Source organism: Rhodococcus sp. GA1, assembly GCF_024321955.1.
GTDB classification, from domain to species: Bacteria; Actinomycetota; Actinomycetes; order Mycobacteriales; family Mycobacteriaceae; genus Rhodococcus; species Rhodococcus pyridinivorans.
Genome location: NZ_CP097186.1, coordinates 4,139,445 through 4,156,508, shown reverse-complemented (window position 1 = coordinate 4,156,508; position 17,064 = coordinate 4,139,445). Strand labels below are relative to the sequence as shown.

Here is a 17,064-nt window from a genome sequence, read left to right as displayed (position 1 = left end):
TTGCGTCACTCGCCGTCGGCACGCCCTCGCAGATTCCCCGCCTCGAGCACGAGGCGTTCGAGCATCGCCGCATTCGGCAGTTCCTCGGGCGCGACGGTGCGTCCGGTGCGGACGTAGTGGAAGGCCGCTCGGACCTTGTGCAGCGGCAGTTCGGCCGGTCGGCCGGTGAGCCGCTCGGTCCGCGCTGCCATCAACTGGGCCCAGGCGAGCCGGTAGGCGGCGAGCTGCACACCCACCGCGGCGAGCTTCTCGCCTTCCGGTTCGGCGCCGGTCTTCCAGTCGATGACCGTCCAACCGCCGTCCGGATCCTCGAAGACGGCGTCGATACGTCCGCGGATCACGGTGCCGCCCAGGGCCGTTTCGAACGGCACCTCGACCTCGACGGGGTTGCGCGACGCCCACTTCGACCGCAGGAATGCCTCCTGGAGCCGGTCGAAGTGCGAATCGTCGCCGTCCTCGTCGTCGGCACCGGGAAGCTCGTCGAGGTCGAGCAGGCGCGTCGCGCCGAATCTGCGCTCGAGCCACGCGTGGAAGGCAGTGCCGCGACGCGCGAGCGGATTGGGCCGGAACGGCAACGGACGACGCAGACGCGCGGCGAGGGCGTCGGGATCGGTGGCGAGATCGACGAGTTGGCTGACTGACAGCTGTGCGGGCAGCACCACCTCGGCGCTCTGCTCGGCGCGCTGTTCGCGTTCGGCCAGGAGCGCATCGACGTCGGTGGCCCACTCGTCGGGATCGTCGTCGTATTCGGTCGGGAGGTCGGTCCGGTCGAACTCGGCGAGGACCAGTGCCGCGCCGCGTTCGACCTCGGTGCGCCGGGCACCGAGCGGGTCGCGCGGCCACAGTGCGCTGCGCGGTGAGGCCGTGAGCGGGTTCTCCTCCTCCGGTTCGGGTTCCGGAGCCCAGTGGTCGATCGCACCGAGTTCGGGCCGGGCCGTGACGATCTCGTGCAGTTCCTCGAGGAACTGCGAGGGTCCCTTCGGTTCGGATCCGGTGTCTGCCCAGTGGTGGGCGGAGACGAACAGTGTTCGTTCGGTGCGGGTGAGAGCGACGTAGAACAGCCGACGGTCCTCGTCGAGCTTGCGGCGCTTGAGCGCGTCCTTGTGGGAGTCGATGGCCCGCTCGAGCATCTTGCGATCGGAGAGGTCGTCGAGCTCGAGCACGGGCACACCGTCGGTGCTGCCCGGATCGTCGGCGGGCAGCACCCGGTCGCCCCGCAAGTGCGGGGGAAGTTCGGTCGTCGAACCGAGCCAGGTCGCGGCGGCGGTGGAGGATGGGAAGACCCCGGCAGCGACATGTGGGACGGCGACGACCTCCCATTCGAGGCCTTTCGCGGAGTGGACGGTGAGGACCTGCACGCGGTCGGGGTCGACTTCCACCTCACCGGGCGCGAGCCCCTGCTCGATCTCCTCCGCCGCCGCGAGATAGGACAGCAAACCGGGCAGGGTCGCGTTGGTCCGTCCCGCGTAGGACGCGACGACCGAGGCGAAGGCGTCGAGATGCTCGCGGCCGGCGACACCGCGTCGGCGGCCCACGCGGGCCTCGGTCTCGATGCCGATACCGAGCACACGCTCGACCTCGGCGACGAGTTCGGTGAGCGGCTGGCCGAGCCGCTCGCGCAGGGAGGTCAGCTCGCGACCGAGCGCGACGATGCGCGCGTAGCCGAACTTCGAATAGCGGCTGCTGTCGCCGGGATCGGAGATCGCATCAGCGAGACCGGCCTGGTCGGCATATTCACCGGGCAGCGCCGAATCGAGGGCGTCCTCGAGCGCGTCGGGATCGGTCACCGCCCCGGCGACACCCCAGCGTCCCGCGATGGCCAGTTCCTGGGCGCGCTCCCACAGTGCCTTCAGGTCGGCGGCACCGAGCTGCCAGCGGGCGCCGGTGAGCACCCGCACAGCTGCGCTCCCGGCCAGCGGATCCGCCGCCAGGCGCAGCATCGCGAGCACGTCGGCGACTTCGGGCGTGTGCAGCAACCCGCCGATGCCGACGACCTCGACCGGAAGGTCGCGGGCGCGCAGCGCCTCGGCGATCGGAGCGGCGTCGGCGTTGCGTCGGACGAGGACCGCAGCGGTCGGCGGTGTGCGTCCGGCCTCGCGGGCGGCGGCGTACTCGTCGGCGATCCGGTCGGCGACCCAGTCGCGTTCCACCGCGACGTCGGAGTGCAACGCGAGTCGGACGTCGCCGGCGGCCGCGTCGGGGCGGGGACGCAACCGGCTGACCGACACCCCGCGATCGCGCAGAGGTTCGGACGAGACGTTCGCCAGTTCGAGGGCCTGCGGCGGATTGCGCCAGCTGGTGAGCAGTTCGCGGGTGGGTGCCGGCTCGCCGTCGGCCGCCGGGAAGTCGGTCGCGAACCGCGGCAGGTTGGCGGCCGACGCGCCGCGCCAGCCGTAGATGGACTGCATGGGATCGCCGACCGCGGTGACCGCGAGACCGGGATCGGCGCCACCGCCGAACAGGGCGGCGAGTAACACGCGCTGGGCGTGCCCGGTGTCCTGGTACTCGTCGAGCAGCACAGCCCGGAATCGTTCCCGCTCCCCGGCTCCCACCTCGCGGTGATCGCGGGCGACCCGCGCGGCGAGCGACATCTGGCTCCCGAAGTCGAGAGCACCTTCGCGACGCAGTGTCTCGGACAGCCGTTCGACGAGCGGAAGCAACTGCAACCGCGCGTGCTGGGTCTCGAGGTAGCCGAGCAGCGTCTTCGACGGTGCTCCGCGCTGCCCCGGGCCGGGCGGGAGGGTGTGCACCAGCTGTTCGAGTTCGACGTGGGCGTCGCGCAGCAGATCCGGCTCGACGAGGTGCTCGGAGAGCTGGCCGGACAGGGCGAGAACGGCCTCGGTCACCGATGCGGGATTGCGGTCGGTGTCGAGTTCGCCGTCCCACGAGCTGACCACGCGGTGCGCGACCTGCCACAGCTCGGTCTCGGACAGCAGCGTCGCCGACGGTTCGATGGGCAGCAGCAGACCGTGCTCGGTGAGCAGGCGACCGGCGTATGCGTGGTATGTGCTCACCTCGGGTTCGCTGCCGAGGATCCGTGCGCGCAACCCGCCGCTCGGATCGAGGTCGCGCAGGAGCGCCGATCCGGCGAGCTTGGCCAGGCGCGCCCGGATGCGGGCCGTGAGCTGCTGCGCGGCCTTACGCGTGAAGGTCAGGCCCAGCACCTGCTCGGGTTCGACGAGACCGTTGGCGACGAGCCACACCACCCGCGCGGCCATCGTCTCGGTCTTGCCGGCACCGGCCCCGGCGACGACCAGCATCGGGCCGGGCGGGGCCTCGATGACGGCGGCCTGCTCGGTCGTCGGCGGCAACTGTCCCAGTGCCTCCGCCAGGCGCTTCGCGCTCACCCGTGGTGCACTCATTCCCCTGTCACCTGCCTGCCTTCGTCGTGTGCCGGGCAGCTCGACAGCACCGGGCAGTGCCGGCACCCGTCGTTGACCCTCGCAACGAAGCGGGGGCCACGGGTCGCGGCCGCCGCGTCGTGGATGATCTCCCGCCACTGCGCGAGACCGTCCTCGTCGAGGGGCGGTTGCACGCGCTGCGTCGCGCCTTCCTTGTTGTGCGGCTTCGCCACGAAGACCAGGCGCGCGCCACCGGGCTCCGATGCCGGTTCGCCCTCGATCGCGCCGGCCGCCGCGGCCACCTGGTAGGCGGCGAGCTGGGCATGATCGCGCGCGGCGTCCTTCGACACCGGGTTCTTCGCGGTCTTGACGTCGATGACGACCGGGCGGCCCTCGGCGTCGCGTTCGAGCCGGTCGATGCGACCACGGAGCCGCACGCGGGGCTTGTCGTCGGAATCGGGTTCGAGGATGCCGTCGACCTTGATCTCGACGCCGATCTCGGTGAGCTCTCCGCGTGTGCCCTGCAGCCACGTCGAGAAGGTGTCGAGCATGCGGCGGGTGCGTTCGAGCTCGCGGCGGGCATACCATTCGGCACCCAGATCGACCGAGTCCCATGCCTTCTCGAGGGCCTGGTCGATGCGGTCGGGAGGGATCCGCCCGGCGAGCGCCTGGACGAGGGTATGTACCAGCGTGCCGGTGACGGCATGGCTGTTCTCGCCGTCGGAACCGCCGTGGCGCTCGAACATCCACCGCAGCGGACACGTCGTGAGCTGTTCGACCGTGGACGGCGACAATCGCACCGCGTCGTCGTCGGGATCCCACAGCGGGTCGGCGGTGCTGGGATCGGCCGTGCCGTACCAGTCGTCGGGGTGGGCGCCGCGCACCCCGGCGCGCGCGAGCCGCGCGAGTTGCTGGGCGGCTCGCTGCTGTCGTTCGGGTTCGGTCTCGGCGATCTCGGGATCGCAGACCACGCTGCGCAGTTCGGCGACGAGGGCGGGCAGGGCCAGCACGCGGGTGCGGACCTCGTCGGGCGCCGGTTCGGCCAGGAGGTCGTCGGGCGCGTCGAGGTCGTCGGTGCCGACACCGCGCAGTTCGTCGACGAAACGGGACCGGACCAGTTCGCTGTCGCCGCTCACCGAATCGACTGCGGTCACCAGAAGGTGGGTGCGGGCGCGACTGCATGCCACCAGGAACAGGCGCCGCTCCTCGGCGAGCAGCGGTGCGGTGCGGGAGAGCCGCGAACCGGCCTCGTCGCCGCCGTCGGCACCGGAGACCGCGTCGATCAGGGCCTCGATGCCGAGCAGGGTGCCGCGGGCGCGCAGGCTCGGCCACAGCCCTTCCTGGACACCGGCGACCACCACGACGTCCCATTCGCGACCGGCGGCGGAGTGCGCGCTGACGACCGTGACCGCTTCGGATTCGGCGGCGACACGGGTGCGAGCCGTCGCAGGGATCTCCTGCTCGGTGAGATAGTCGACGAACCCGGCGATGTGTGCGCGGGGCAGACGGTCGACGTAGTCGGCGGCGGCGTCGAACAGAGCCACGACGCCGTCGAGATCGCGGTCGGCCTGCGCCCCGATCGGCCCACCCCAGGCCGACGCGGCGGCCCATCGCCGTTCGAGTCCGGTGGCCTGCCATGCCTCCCACAGCACGTCCTCGAGACCGCCCCCGCGCAGCGCCGCCGAGCGGGCCTTGTGCAGCACACCGAGCACCTTCCTCAGCGGTGCCGCCTCGACGTCGGTCAGCCCGCGGATCAGATGCGAGTTCCCGGCGGTGTCGTCGCCCTCGGTGAGCAGGATGCGCAGCAGTTCGGCGGAGTCGCGGTCGTTGCCCGATGCTAGCTCGACCCGCCGCAGACCACGCCGCAGTCTCCGCAGCGCGACCGGTTCGGCACCGCCGATGGGCCCGGACAGCAGGGCAAGTGCTTCGTCCCCGCCGAAGCCACTGTCGGATACCGCGCGCAGCACGAGCAGCAGTCCCGCGACGCTGTGCTGACGGGCCAGCGGGAGTTCGGAGGCGGCGGTCGTCATCGGGACGCCCGCCGCGAGCAGCGCGCGGCGTAGCGGAGCGAGCACCCGCGGCACGGACCGAACCACGATCGCCATGCGCGACCACGGCACACCGTCGACGAGATGGGACCGGCGCAGGGTGTCGGCGACCAGTGCCGCCTCCTTGGCCTGCGACGAGCACACCGCCACGCGGACCCGCCCGGGATCGTTTTCCTCGACGCGGTGCCCGGCCATACCGCGGTGCGGCGGCAGGCCCGGCAGTCTGCGAGCGATCCCGTCGGCGAGCGACGCCACCTCGGGAGCGGCACGATGATTGACACCCAATACGACCCGGCGCGATCCGTCGGCTTCGCCGAGGCTCTCCAGGAAGGAGGTATCGGCGCCGCGGAAACCGAAGACGGCCTGATCGGGATCGCCGGCGATCGTGCTCGTGCGAGTGCCGGTACCGATCACGCGGACCAGGTCGGCGGCCTGCGGATCGAGATGCTGGGCGTCGTCGACGAGCAGGTGGCGGATCCGGCCGCGCTCGGCGGCCAGCAGATCGGGATCGGTCGCGAACGCCGCGAGCGCCGCACCGACCAGTTCGGCCGCGTCGAGTGCCGGAGCGGTGGCCTCCGGAGCTTCGAGACCGACGGCACCGCGCAGCAGCATCACCTGCTCGTAGCGCTCCGCGAAACGCCCGGCCGCGACCCACTCCGGTCGAGTGCGGCGCTCTCCGAGTGCCACCAGATCCTCCGGACCGAGACCGCGCTCGTTCGCGCGCAACATCAGGTCGCGCAGTTCGACGGCGAAGCCCGTCATGCCCAGTGCCGGACGCAACCGCTCGGGCCACATCCCGGCGCCGTCATCGATGTCGCCGCGCAGCAGTTCGCGCAGCACGGCGTCCTGTTCGGCGCCGGTGATCAGACGGGGCGGCGGATTGCCGTGCGCCGAGGCCTGCAACCGCAGCACCGCGAAGGCGTAGGAGTGGACGGTACGGACGAGCGGCTCGCGTGTGGCGCGGGGCACTGCGCCGTCGCCGAGCGCGATCAGACCGGCCGTGATCGCCTCGCGCACGGCGGTGGCGGCCCGCCGCGAATGCGTGAGGATGAGCACCGACTCGGGATCGGCGCCGGAGGCGATGCGGTGGACCGCGAGGTCGACCAGCAGGGACGTCTTGCCCGTGCCGGGACCGCCGAGGACCTGCCACGGCCGCCAGCGGAGGGAGGGCGGGGCGTCGTCGAACAGCACGCGCACGTCGTCGGGCCACTCGCGGGCCACCGGCGCCTCGGCGGACCTGCGCACGAGGCGCGCGGCCGGGCGGCGGACGCGATCGGGGATCTGCGGTTCGGACATGCGCGAGACGGTGGCGGGCAGGTCGGTGACCTGCGCCCGTGGTGGGTGCAGGTCGGGGATGCCGGTATCGACGTCGAGCATGACCCCATCCCACCAGACGGGTACGACAGCGTCCGGGGCACACCGCGGAGTCACGACTGGGATAGTGGTCGGCGTGAGTGCCACGGATCTTCTGCACACCCATCTGTTCGGCCCCGTCGACGGACCGGAGGTCCTCGCCCTGCACGGACTCACCGGTCACGGCCGACGCTGGCGGAACCTCGCCGAACGACACCTGCCCCACCTGCGGTTCGTCGCTCCGGACCTCCGGGGTCACGGCCGGTCGCCGTGGACTCCCCCGTGGTCGTGCGAGGCGCACATCGCCGACCTGAAGGCCGTGCTGGACGCACACACCACCGGTCCCGTCACCGTGGTGGGCCACTCCTTCGGTGGTGCCCTCGCGCTGCATCTCGCCGCCGCGGTGCCCGACAGGGTGCGGGCGCTGGTACTCCTCGATCCGGCGATCGGCCTCCCGGCCGACCGGATGCTCGAGATCGCCGACCTCACCCTCCACAACCCCGACTACACGGACGAGGCGGAGGCGCGGGCCGAGAAGGTCCACGGCGACTGGGGCGAGGTGGCCCCCGAGTTGCTCGACGAGGAGATCGCCGAGCACCTCGTCGAACTCGACTCGGGGCGTGTCAACTGGCGGATCTGCGTACCTGCGCTGGTGACCTCGTGGGGCGAGCTGGCCCGCGGACCCGTCCTGCCGCCGGCCGGTATCCCGACGATCTTCGTGCAGGCCGGGAAGGTGCAACCCCCGTACACCACGTCAAATTTCCGTCGCGACCTGGCGGAACGACTCGGCGACGACCTGACCCTGCTCGAATTCGACTGCGACCACATGATCGACCAGGCGCGTCCCGCCGAGACCGCCGAACTCGTGGCCCGGATGGTGTAGCCGGTGGTCACCACGGACGAGCAGATCGAGCGGGTCCGCGAACTCGTGGCCTCCGTGCCCGCAGGCCGGGTCGCGACCTACGGCGACATCGCCGGTGCCGCGGGCCTGTCGAGTGCACGCACCGTCGGATGGATCATGCGGACCGATTCCGCCGACCTGCCGTGGCACCGCGTGGTCCCGGCGTCCGGGCGACCGGCCTCGCACCTCGCGCGCCGGCAACTCGCGCGTCTCGAACTCGAGGGCGTCCCGATCTCCGGCGACCGGATCGATCTCACCCGTGCTCGACACCGGTTCCCGCCGGGCTCAGGCGAGCACGGCGGCGAGCCACGCGCAGACGACGAGTAGGTCCGGTCCCCGCGCCCACTGCCGGAGCAGATCGACCGGAATCTGCCCGACGGCCGTCTCGAGGATCAGACCGTCGTACCCGATCGGAGGTCGCGTGCGCATCCGATAGGCGGCCGCGCACCCACCGACGATGACGATCACGACGCTCGCCACCGACGCACTCCCGGCGAATCCCGTCACGGCACCGGCGACGACCGCGGCCGACCCCGGGACGGCCGAGAGTGCGCGACGCAGATACGTGTCGCTCGTACCGAGCAGGACGGCGAAATCGGGATCGCGGCTCACGTCGCGCAGACCCGCACCGAAGATCGTCGCCACGGTGAAGACGGCGACGAGCTGCACCACGACAGCGGCGGGCGGCGATACGACCGACATCAGCACCACGACGCCGAGCAGCGCCACGCACGCGACGAGCACGGGTGTGGGCCTACGGACATGGCGGAGCAGATCGGAACGGACGAGTGCCGCGATCCGGCGGCGCGGCAGGGCCCGCGAGCGGCGGGATCCGATGCGCAACCAGGCCTTCCGTTCGACCACGCCTGTCAGCAGCGAAGGATCGAGTGCCGTGAACGACGCCGACACACCGACCGCGGTGTCCGATCCCACCCTCCACTCCGGTGCAGCGATCCTGTCGCATCGACGCAACGCCGAGACCGCAGGTGCCGCAACGGCGATCCACGCCCCCACCACGAACAACGGTCCCGGCGGTGGCACCGCGACGCCGACGGCGGCGACCGTCACCACGCCCGGAACGGCGACGAGGCACAGCCCGACCACGACCCGCACGACCGCGGGCACGAGTACCCGGCACTGCACGAGCATCGGAAGGGCGACGGCACCGACACCGAGAGCGGCAGCGAGACATGTGAACGCGACGCGCCCCTCCGGGGTGGTCACGAACGTCGCGAACCGTCCCGCGAGAGCACCCGCGATTGCACCGCAGATCAGGAGCGCCGCGACTCTCGGGCGGAGTGCCGCACCGCGATCCACCGGTGTGGACAGCAGCCAGAACTCCGTCTCGGTACCGCACGTCACCGGACCTGCGGCCCGGGTGGACGCCGTCCCCGCAGCGACCGCGATCGCGACGACGGCCCATCCCCACGCCGAGGTGCACCCCGAATCGCGCACGATCGGGTCCCCGCACGCGAAGGTCGTCGCAGGAAGGGAGAACAACCACCACGCCAGTCCCCCGCCGACATACAAGCCGAGGACGACCAGCACAGCGAGGGCCGGACGATCCACCAGCGGCGCGCGCCGGCGCTCGAAGGCGTGACGGAGCGCGCGGAGGTCGCGCGCGCTGGGGACGGTTCCGGTCAGCTCCATCGGTCCGCCTCCACCACCTGGTCGGCGACCGCGTCCACCAGCGCGACATCGTGCGAGACCATCAGCACGGTGCCGCCCGCGCGCTTCTCGGCTTCCAGTGTGGACGCCAGCCACCGGCGACCGGCGTCGTCGAGATGCTGTTCGGGTTCGTCGAGGACGAGCAACCGCCGGGGCCGTACCAGCGCGGAGGCCAGCGCGAGCCGGCGGCGTTGCCCGCTCGAGAAGGTCAGCGGCAGTCGATCGGCCGACGCGGCGAGACCGACCGTCTCGAGGACCTGTGTCGCCGCGTCGAACGGGTCGGTCACGCCGTGACCGGTGGCGACGAGTTGCAGGTGTTCGTGCGCGGTGAGATGCGCGAATGTCGCCACGTCGCCGAGGACTGCGGCGACCTGCCGTCGCAGCGTCGGCGAGCTCTCGTCGACGGGGACGCCGTGGATCTCGACAACGCCCTTGTCGAGTCGGTCGACGCCGACGACGCATCCGAGCAGGGTGGACTTGCCGGTGCCGTTCGCGCCGATCACGGCGCAACATCGGCCGGGGGCGACGTCGACGTTCACCCCGGTGAAGACGGTCAGGTCACCGAACGAGCGGTGGGCGTTGCGGACGGACACGGCGGGTGTGCCGTGTGGATAGGGATCGAACATGGAAAATCTCCCGGTGTTCCTCGTCGGACGGAGTGTCGAGGGCGAGGACGGAACCGGGTGAGCGCGGACGTGGCCGTCCGGCGGTGTCGGGGTGGGAGTGGCGGCGGAACCCGCCGCGCAGACGTCGTTCCTCGGAGGTCGGGCCCCGGATGCTGCGACCGAAAGCGAACAGCGGATCCTCCGCGGCGGCGACGAACGTGAGTGCTGCGACGACCACCACCAGCAGGCCGAGGAGCAATCCGGCGGTGTCGCCGGTGGAGACCGCGGTGACCGGAACGACCGCGGAGACGAGCCAGGACATGAGGACGACGAACACCGCCGCGCCGTTCCGCCAGCCGAAGAACATACCCGGCAGTCTATCCGCGACACGGCAGTGCGATCGGTGCCGGACACGGCAGTGCGATCGGTACCGGACACGGCGAGTACAGACGATCACGAGCGCGGCGGATGAGGCAGCATGAAGACATGAGCACGCTCACCCACGTCGAAGCCGTGATCGTCGCGGGAGGCCGCGCGACCCGCATGGGAGGCGTCGACAAGCCCGCTCTGACCGTCGGCGGCCGCAGGATGCTCGACACCGCCCTGGGCGCGGTCGAGGGGTGCGCGCGGGTGACGGTGGTGGGTCCGCACCGCGACGATCTCGACCTCCACGTGCTGCAGATCCAGGAGACACCGCCCGGCGCGGGTCCGGTCGCGGCGCTGGCAGCGGCGGATCCGGTCGCCGATCTCGTGGTCACTCTCGCCGCCGACCTTCCGTTCGTCACACCGACGACGGTTGCGGCCCTGCTGGAGGCCCTGAACGAGGATGCGACGGCCGAGGCCGCCTTCGCGGTGGACGACACCGGCCGGGTGCAGTTCCTGCTCGCCGCGTGGCGGACACCGGCGCTGGCCGCGCGTCTGGACTCTCTCGGTGGAGACGTCGCGAACCGGCCCATGAAGGCGTTGTTGCCCGAGCGGTACGTCACCGTCTCGGTGTCCGAGGCGACCGACTGCGACACCCCTGCCGATCTGGAGGCGGCGCGCGCCGGATCCGCGACCGCCCGTGTGGCCGCCGATCCGGACCGGGCGCGGAGAATCCTACGGGAAGCGTTGTCGCCGTTGCCTTCCCGCACCGTTCCGGTCGAGGAGGCGCGGGGCGCCACATTGGCGGCTCCGCTCGTCGCGGTGGAGGCGTTGCCTCGCGTCCGCACCTCTGCGATGGACGGTTACGCGGTGGCGGGCGACGGACCGTGGTTGTTGCGCAACGAGATCCGCTACGCGGGCGACGGAGGCTCGCTCACGCTCGGCGACGGGGAAGCGGCCCGGATTGCGACGGGCGCCCACCTGCCGGCCGGCGCGACCGCCGTCGTGCGCGACGAGTTCGTCCGCATGGAAGGCGGTCTCGTCAGTCGACTGCCCGATGCGCCCGTGCGCGACGACGCGCGGCGCCGCGGGGAGGACTGGGAGTCGGGGACGGTCCTCGCCGAGGCCGGCACCGCCGTGAGCCCGGCGGTCGCCTCCGCGGCCGCCAGCGGTGAGGTCACCGAACTCCGGGTGCGAGGTCCTCTACGGGTGCATATAGTGCTCACCGGCGACGAGATCCGACGCACCGGCCCTCTGCGCGAGGGGCAGACGCGCGACTCGCTGGGTCCGGTACTCCCGGACTTCGTCCGCTGGTGCGGCGCCACGGTGGTCGGTGAAGGGCATCTCCGCGACACCGCCGACGGATTCGATGCGTTGTTCACGGGCACCGATGCCGATGCGATCGTCATCGTGGGCGCGACGGGCGGTGGCGCCGCCGATCAGTTGCGCGGTGCGCTGGCGCGGGCCGGCGCGCAGGTGGTCGTCGAACGGGTGCGGTGCAAGCCCGGCGGATCACAGGTCGCGGCGACGCTGCCGGACGGCCGTGCCGTGCTGGGACTGCCCGGGAATCCGGTGGCGGCGGTGTCGACGCTGCTGGTGCTGCTGCCTGCGATCGTCGACGGCCGCACCCTCCGCACCCCGGCGACTCCTGTGACCGCTCCCCTGGCGAACGCCTCGGAGGTCGTCGGCGACATCACGCGGTTGCTCCCCGCCCGCCAGGACGTGCAGGGACGATGGTTGTGCGACAACATGATTCGTACCGCGCATCTCGCCGGCCTCATCGGGCGCAGCGCGATCGCCGTGGTGCCACCGGGAGCGGTGGACGGCGACCGCGTCGAATTGCTGCCGCTCCCCCGCTGATTCAGGCGCGGTGGCGAGCCGCTCCCACGGGAGCGAGGCGCAACGCGTCGACTGCGGAGCGGTAGCGCCGGGCCACGAGGTCGACGACGGGTTCGGCGACACCGATCGGCGCAGCGACGCCGTCGGCGCCGACCTCCGCCAGGCGGTGGTGGAACAGACCGTCGGCGAGAAGATACGACGCGACGAACACCCGGTGTGCGCCGCCGGCGCGGACCTCGTCCACGACGGTCGCGACCCGCGGTTCTCCGGTGGCGATCCATCCGACGCGCACCGGGGTCTGCACGAGCGACGAGACCATGCGGGCCGTCACGTGGACGTCGTGGCGGGCGCGAGGGTCGGACGAGCCGGCCGCCGCGAGAACGACGTCGTCGCCCTCGACCCAGCCGGCCTGCCGCAACCGCTCGACGAGGACACGGGCGAGAGCAGGATCGGGACCGAGCGCGGGGGTGATCGTCACCGCGTCGTTCCCGCCGGCCGCGACCTCGCGCGGAACGTCGGTGTGCACGTGATAGCCGGAGGCGAGGAAGGCGGGGACGAGCACGGTCGGACGGCCGGTGTCGCGCAGGACCTCCGAGGGCGACGGTCCGAGGACGTCGACGAAGGCGACACGGGTGGGGCCGACGCGGGAGGAGACGGCATCGGCGAGCGCCGCGATCATGTCGACACCGCGCGGATTGCGGGTGCCGTGCGCAACGAGCAGGAGCGCCGGGTCGGCGTGTGTACCGGTCATGGATGCATTCCTTCCGGGTCGACGGCGAGGCGGTAGCCGCGCTTGACGACGGTCTGCACGATCGCCGGTGCGCCGAGAGCCGAGCGCACCCGGGCGACCGCGGTTTCGACGGCGTGAGTGTCGCCGCCACCGCCGGGCAGGGCCGCGAGGAGTTCCTCGCGGGAGACGACGAGACCGGCGCGCGCGACGAGTGTGCGCATCAGGGCCATCCCGGTAGGGGGAAGGCACCGCACGGTGCCGTCGACGATCACGCAGCGCCCTCGCGGACTGAGTACGTGACCGCCGGCCTCGATGCGCACAGCCCGCCGGGGCAGTTCCTCGGCGATGTGCCGGGCCAGCGAGCCCAGCCGGGATCGGGTGGGCATGCTGACGGGTACGTCGAGTTCGGTGAGCGGTGCCGCGGTGACGGGACCGACGCACACCGCGGTGACGCCGGTCCGCAGCGACCGGAGCATCGGCTCGAGCCAGCCGGTCTCCTTGGCCCGCATGAGCATCGACGCGACCGCCGGTGCACTGGTGAAGCTCACGGCGTCGAGTCCGCGTTCGACGATCTGCTCGATCATCCGGTCGAGCGCGGTGAGATCCTCGGGGGCCGTCCATCGGTAGACCGGGACGGGCACGACGTCGGCGCCCGCAGCGCGCAGCGCATCGCACACGTCGGTCCCAGGCTCCCATTCGGTGCGCTCGCCGTGCAACTGCACCGCGATGCGGCGGCCGGCGACCCCCTCCTTCAGCAGAAGTTCGAGCACCTCGGCGGACGATTCCGAGGAAGGAGACCACTCCTCGCGGAGTTCGGCGGCCCGGATCGCGCCCGTGACCTTCGGGCCACGGGCGAGGATCCGGCTCGAGCCGAGTGCCTGCGCGAGGTCGTCGGCCAGTCCCCAGCCCTCCGCTGCACCCATCCACCCGCGGAATCCGATCGCCGTGGTGGCGATCGTGATGTCCGGGGGCTGCGCGACGATGCAGCGGGTGACGCGCTCGAGCTCGTCGTCGTCGGACAGCGGGATGATGCGGATGGCGGGGGCGTGCACGACCTCGGCCCCACGCCTGGTGAGGAGCGTGGCGAACTCGTCGGCACGCCGAGCTGCCGTCACGCCGATGGTGAATCCCCGCAGCGGCGCGGTGTCGTCGCTCACGAACCCTCTCCGGTCGCATCCCCGTGCCGCCGGTCGCGCGGGACGAGGCTGTGGATCTGGACGACTCCCGCCCACACGCGCACCTCGTAGACGGGCAGACGCACCGACGGATCGTCGAGGCACCGGCCGTCGTCGAGGGAGAAGACCTGCTTGAGCAGCGGCGAGGCCACGGTGGGCTCTCCGCCCCGGTCGCCCACGATGCCGCGGGACATCACCGCGGCGCGGCCGAACGGATCGAAGTTGCCCACTGCGCGCAGGGTTCCGTCGTCGAGCAGGAACAGGGCCACCTGCTCGCCGCCGCGCAGCAGCACGGCCACGCCGCGGCCCGGAATGAGATGGCTGAGCGGACAGGCCGAGGTCCATTCCAGCCGCCCGTCGAACACGCTGTCGCGCGTCGATCCCCCTACCGTATGCGTCTCGATGACGGTCATCGCTGTCCTCCTTGAAACTGCTGTCCTGAAGTTTGGGTGCCGGGTGTTTCGAGCGCGTTACCCGCTCGTTCCCTCGGGGTAAGCGGTCGTCACGCCCCGGTTCCGGGTCCGATGCCCGGCATACCCACGAGGACGGGGACCTTGCGCGGGCCGCTGTCGTCGAAGCGGACGGTGGGGTCGGGCTGCTCGGGCGCGTTGACGAACGAGACGAACCGCGCCAGCTTCTCCGGATCTTCGAGTACGCCGGCCCACTCGTCCTTGTAGCCCTCGACGTGCTTGGCCATCGCGGCCTCGAGATCGTCGGCGATACCGAGGGCATCGTCGCACACGACCTCCTTGAGGTGCTCGAGGCCGCCCTCGAGCGCGTCGAGCCACGGAGCGGTGCGCTGGAGCCGGTCGGCGGTGCGGATGTAGAACATCAGGAACCGGTCGATGTAGCGGACGAGGGTCTCGTCGTCGAGACCGCCGGCGAGGAGCTGTGCGTGTTTGGGCGACTGGCCGCCGTTGCCGCACACGTACAGGTTCCAGCCGTTCTCCGTCGCAATGACACCGACATCCTTGCCGCGGGCCTCGGCGCATTCACGGGCGCAACCCGACACCCCCATCTTGAGCTTGTGGGGCGATCGCAGTCCGCGGTAACGCAATTCGAGAGCGACGGCCATCCCGACCGAGTCCTGCACGCCGTAGCGGCACCAGGTGGAGCCGACACAGCTCTTGACGGTGCGCAGCGACTTGCCGTACGCCTGTCCGGATTCCATGCCGGCGTCGACGAGACGCTTCCAGATCTGCGGGAGCTGTTCGACGCGAGCGCCGAACAGGTCGACGCGCTGACCGCCGGTCATCTTCACGTAGAGGCCGAAATCGCGTGCCACCTCACCGATCACGATGAGCTGCTCGGGGGTGCACTCGCCACCGGGCATGCGCGGCACGACCGAGTAGGTGCCGTTCTTCTGGATGTTGGCGAGGAAGTGGTCGTTCGTGTCCTGCAGACCGGCCTGCTTCGGGTGCAGGATGTGGTCGGAGTCGGTGGACGCGAGGATCGAGGCGACCACCGGCTTGCAGATGTCGCAACCGTGTCCGGTGCCGTACTGGGCGATGAGCGCGGAGAAGGTGCGGATGCCGGTGGCCTGGACGATCTCGAACAGCTCGGCGCGCGACTGCTCGAAGTGCTCGCACAGGGCCTTCGACATCTGCACACCCGACTGGGCGAGCAGCTGCTTGATGCTCGGGAGGCAACCGCCGCAGGTGGTGCCGGCGCTCGTGCACGACTTGATCTGCGCGATGTCGCAGGCACCTTCGGAAATCGCTCCGCAGATCGCGCCCTTGGTGACACCGTTGCACGAGCACACCTCGGCGTCGTCGGGTAGCGCACCGGCGCCCGGCTTCTCCCCCACCGGGGAGATCAGCGTGGCCGGATCACCCGGCAGTTCGCGGCCCACGAGCGGTCGCAGGTTGCCGTAGGCGGAGGCGTCGCCGACGAGGATGCCGCCGAGCAGGGTCTTCGCGTCGTCGGAGACGACGAGCTTGGCGTAGGTGCCCTTCGCGGAGTCGGACAGCACGACCTCGAGGGCGCCGGGCGTCGTCGCGTGGGCGTCACCGAAGCTCGCGACGTCCACACCGAGCAGCTTGAGCTTCGTCGACAGGTCGGCGCCGGGGAACTCGGCGGTGCCGCCGACGAGCCGGTCGGCGACGACCTCGGCGGTGCTGTAGCCGGGGGCGACGAGTCCGTAGCAGGTGCCCTCGACGGCCGCGCATTCACCGATCGCGTAGACGGCCTCGTCCGAGATGCTCCGACAGGTGCGGTCGGTGAGCACACCGCCGCGGCCGCCGAGTTCGAGTCCGGCCTCGCGGGCGAGTTCGTCCTGGGGACGGATGCCGGCGGAGAAGATCACGAGCCCGGCCTCGAGGACGGAGCCGTCGGACAGGGTCACCTGGAGCGCCTCAGGTCCGGCCTCGATCTTCTCGGTGCCCACACCGGTGTGGGTGACGAGGCCGAGGTCGGTGACGAGACGGTCGAGGACACGGCCGCCGCCCTCGTCGACCTGGGCGGGCATGAGCCGGTTGTTGTACTCGACGACGTGCGGGGTCACGCCCAGCAGGCGCAGCGCGTTGGCGGCCTCGAGTCCGAGCAGGCCACCACCGATGACGATGCCGGCGAGGCCGGCGGCCTTGGCGCGTTCGGCGGCGGCGCGGATGCCGTCGAGATCGTCGAGCGTGCGGTAGACGAAGCAGCCGGGCAGGTCGTGGCCGGGCACGGGGGGCACGAAGGGGTACGAGCCGGTCGCGAGGACGAGGCTGTCGTAGGGCAGAACGTCGCCGCCGGCGGTGGTGACGGTGCGGGCCGCGCGGTCGATTCCCACGGCGCGGGTGCCGACACGCAGGTCGACGAGGTCGTCTGCTGCGTAGTCATTTCCGGCGAGGGCGAGTTCCTTGCGGTCCCAGGCTCCGACGTAGGACGACAGTCCCACGCGGTCGTAGGCGGCGTCGGCCTCCTCGCCGAGCACGGTCACCGACCAGCTGTTCTGCTCGTCGCGGACGCGAAGGGCTTCGACGAAGCGGTGGGCGACCATTCCGTGTCCGACGACGACGACGTTCTTGCGGCTCATGATGTTCTCTTTCTTCGTGCCG

Annotated in this window: 12 protein-coding genes; 3 read left to right on the top strand and 9 right to left on the bottom strand. The window is 71.4% G+C overall.

Translation table 11 applies throughout. The annotated features are described in order from the left end of the window. Window positions 1-5 precede the first annotated feature (5 nt). Window positions 6-3,362 carry an ATP-dependent helicase gene (locus M3330_RS19420; RefSeq protein ID WP_071935395.1) on the bottom strand — a complete coding sequence of 1,119 codons (3,357 nt, stop codon included), beginning with the start codon at window positions 3,360-3,362 and terminating at the stop codon, window positions 6-8. Beyond that, window positions 3,359-6,685, bottom strand: a complete 3,327-nt coding sequence (locus M3330_RS19415) for an ATP-dependent DNA helicase (RefSeq protein WP_255028933.1) — start codon at window positions 6,683-6,685, stop codon at window positions 3,359-3,361. Before M3330_RS19415 ends, M3330_RS19420 begins: the two co-directional genes overlap by 4 nt. 145 nt (window positions 6,686-6,830) lie before the next feature. Here M3330_RS19415 and M3330_RS19410 point away from each other — a divergent pair, with 145 nt between their 5' ends. Both M3330_RS19410 and M3330_RS19405 read left to right on the top strand, forming a co-directional pair. Then, window positions 6,831-7,625 (top strand): alpha/beta fold hydrolase, encoded by a 795-nt coding sequence (locus tag M3330_RS19410; protein WP_019288472.1) that lies wholly within the window; start codon window positions 6,831-6,833, stop codon window positions 7,623-7,625. Window positions 7,626-7,628: 3 nt separating this feature from the next. Continuing rightward, window positions 7,629-7,970: an MGMT family protein gene (locus M3330_RS19405; RefSeq protein ID WP_006550258.1), complete on the top strand. Its 342-nt coding sequence runs from the start codon at window positions 7,629-7,631 to the stop codon at window positions 7,968-7,970. Here the strand turns inward: M3330_RS19405 and M3330_RS19400 are convergent. From M3330_RS19400 to M3330_RS19390, 3 genes are read right to left on the bottom strand one after another with little or no spacing between them, the layout of a single operon-like run. Beyond that, on the bottom strand, window positions 7,929-9,293 hold the full coding sequence (locus M3330_RS19400) for a DUF6297 family protein (protein ID WP_220666771.1): 1,365 nt from the start codon (window positions 9,291-9,293) through the stop codon (window positions 7,929-7,931). The genes M3330_RS19405 and M3330_RS19400 overlap by 42 nt on opposite strands. After that, the gene (locus M3330_RS19395) at window positions 9,284-9,937 is read right to left on the bottom strand and encodes an ABC transporter ATP-binding protein (protein WP_255026005.1); all 654 of its coding nucleotides are present in this window, start codon (window positions 9,935-9,937) and stop codon (window positions 9,284-9,286) included. Before M3330_RS19395 ends, M3330_RS19400 begins: the two co-directional genes overlap by 10 nt. Then, the gene (locus tag M3330_RS19390) at window positions 9,870-10,283 is read right to left on the bottom strand and encodes a DUF6412 domain-containing protein (protein ID WP_231413147.1); all 414 of its coding nucleotides are present in this window, start codon (window positions 10,281-10,283) and stop codon (window positions 9,870-9,872) included. The genes M3330_RS19395 and M3330_RS19390 overlap by 68 nt, the downstream gene beginning before the upstream one ends. 119 nt (window positions 10,284-10,402) lie before the next feature. Here M3330_RS19390 and M3330_RS19385 point away from each other — a divergent pair, with 119 nt between their 5' ends. Then, window positions 10,403-12,139 (top strand): NTP transferase domain-containing protein, encoded by a 1,737-nt coding sequence (locus M3330_RS19385; RefSeq protein WP_255026004.1) that lies wholly within the window; start codon window positions 10,403-10,405, stop codon window positions 12,137-12,139. A gap of 1 nt (window position 12,140) precedes the next feature. On the opposite strand, the gene M3330_RS19380 is transcribed toward M3330_RS19385, so the two are convergent. The 4 genes from M3330_RS19380 to nirB form a co-directional block, all read right to left on the bottom strand. Continuing rightward, window positions 12,141-12,869 (bottom strand): sirohydrochlorin chelatase, encoded by a 729-nt coding sequence (locus tag M3330_RS19380; protein ID WP_024101478.1) that lies wholly within the window; start codon window positions 12,867-12,869, stop codon window positions 12,141-12,143. Beyond that, on the bottom strand, window positions 12,866-14,005 hold the full coding sequence (locus tag M3330_RS19375) for a uroporphyrinogen-III synthase (protein ID WP_255026003.1): 1,140 nt from the start codon (window positions 14,003-14,005) through the stop codon (window positions 12,866-12,868). The genes M3330_RS19380 and M3330_RS19375 overlap by 4 nt, the downstream gene beginning before the upstream one ends. Further along, window positions 14,002-14,436 carry a nitrite reductase small subunit NirD gene (nirD, locus tag M3330_RS19370; RefSeq protein ID WP_145693150.1) on the bottom strand — a complete coding sequence of 145 codons (435 nt, stop codon included), beginning with the start codon at window positions 14,434-14,436 and terminating at the stop codon, window positions 14,002-14,004. The genes M3330_RS19375 and nirD overlap by 4 nt, the downstream gene beginning before the upstream one ends. Window positions 14,437-14,525: 89 nt before the next feature. Then, window positions 14,526-17,042, bottom strand: a complete 2,517-nt coding sequence (gene nirB, locus M3330_RS19365; RefSeq protein WP_255026002.1) for a nitrite reductase large subunit NirB — start codon at window positions 17,040-17,042, stop codon at window positions 14,526-14,528. Window positions 17,043-17,064: the final 22 nt, after the last annotated feature.

Coding starts and splice junctions, on each gene's coding strand:
- M3330_RS19390 (WP_231413147.1), bottom strand. CDS start 10,283: ATGTTCTTCGGCTGGCGGAACGGCGCGGCGGTGTTCGTCGTCCTCATG.
- M3330_RS19400 (WP_220666771.1), bottom strand. CDS start 9,293: ATGGAGCTGACCGGAACCGTCCCCAGCGCGCGCGACCTCCGCGCGCTC.
- nirD (WP_145693150.1), bottom strand. CDS start 14,436: ATGACCGTCATCGAGACGCATACGGTAGGGGGATCGACGCGCGACAGC.
- M3330_RS19380 (WP_024101478.1), bottom strand. CDS start 12,869: ATGACCGGTACACACGCCGACCCGGCGCTCCTGCTCGTTGCGCACGGC.
- nirB (WP_255026002.1), bottom strand. CDS start 17,042: ATGAGCCGCAAGAACGTCGTCGTCGTCGGACACGGAATGGTCGCCCAC.
- M3330_RS19415 (WP_255028933.1), bottom strand. CDS start 6,685: ATGTCCGAACCGCAGATCCCCGATCGCGTCCGCCGCCCGGCCGCGCGC.
- M3330_RS19395 (WP_255026005.1), bottom strand. CDS start 9,937: ATGTTCGATCCCTATCCACACGGCACACCCGCCGTGTCCGTCCGCAAC.
- M3330_RS19385 (WP_255026004.1), top strand. CDS start 10,403: ATGAGCACGCTCACCCACGTCGAAGCCGTGATCGTCGCGGGAGGCCGC.
- M3330_RS19420 (WP_071935395.1), bottom strand. CDS start 3,362: ATGAGTGCACCACGGGTGAGCGCGAAGCGCCTGGCGGAGGCACTGGGA.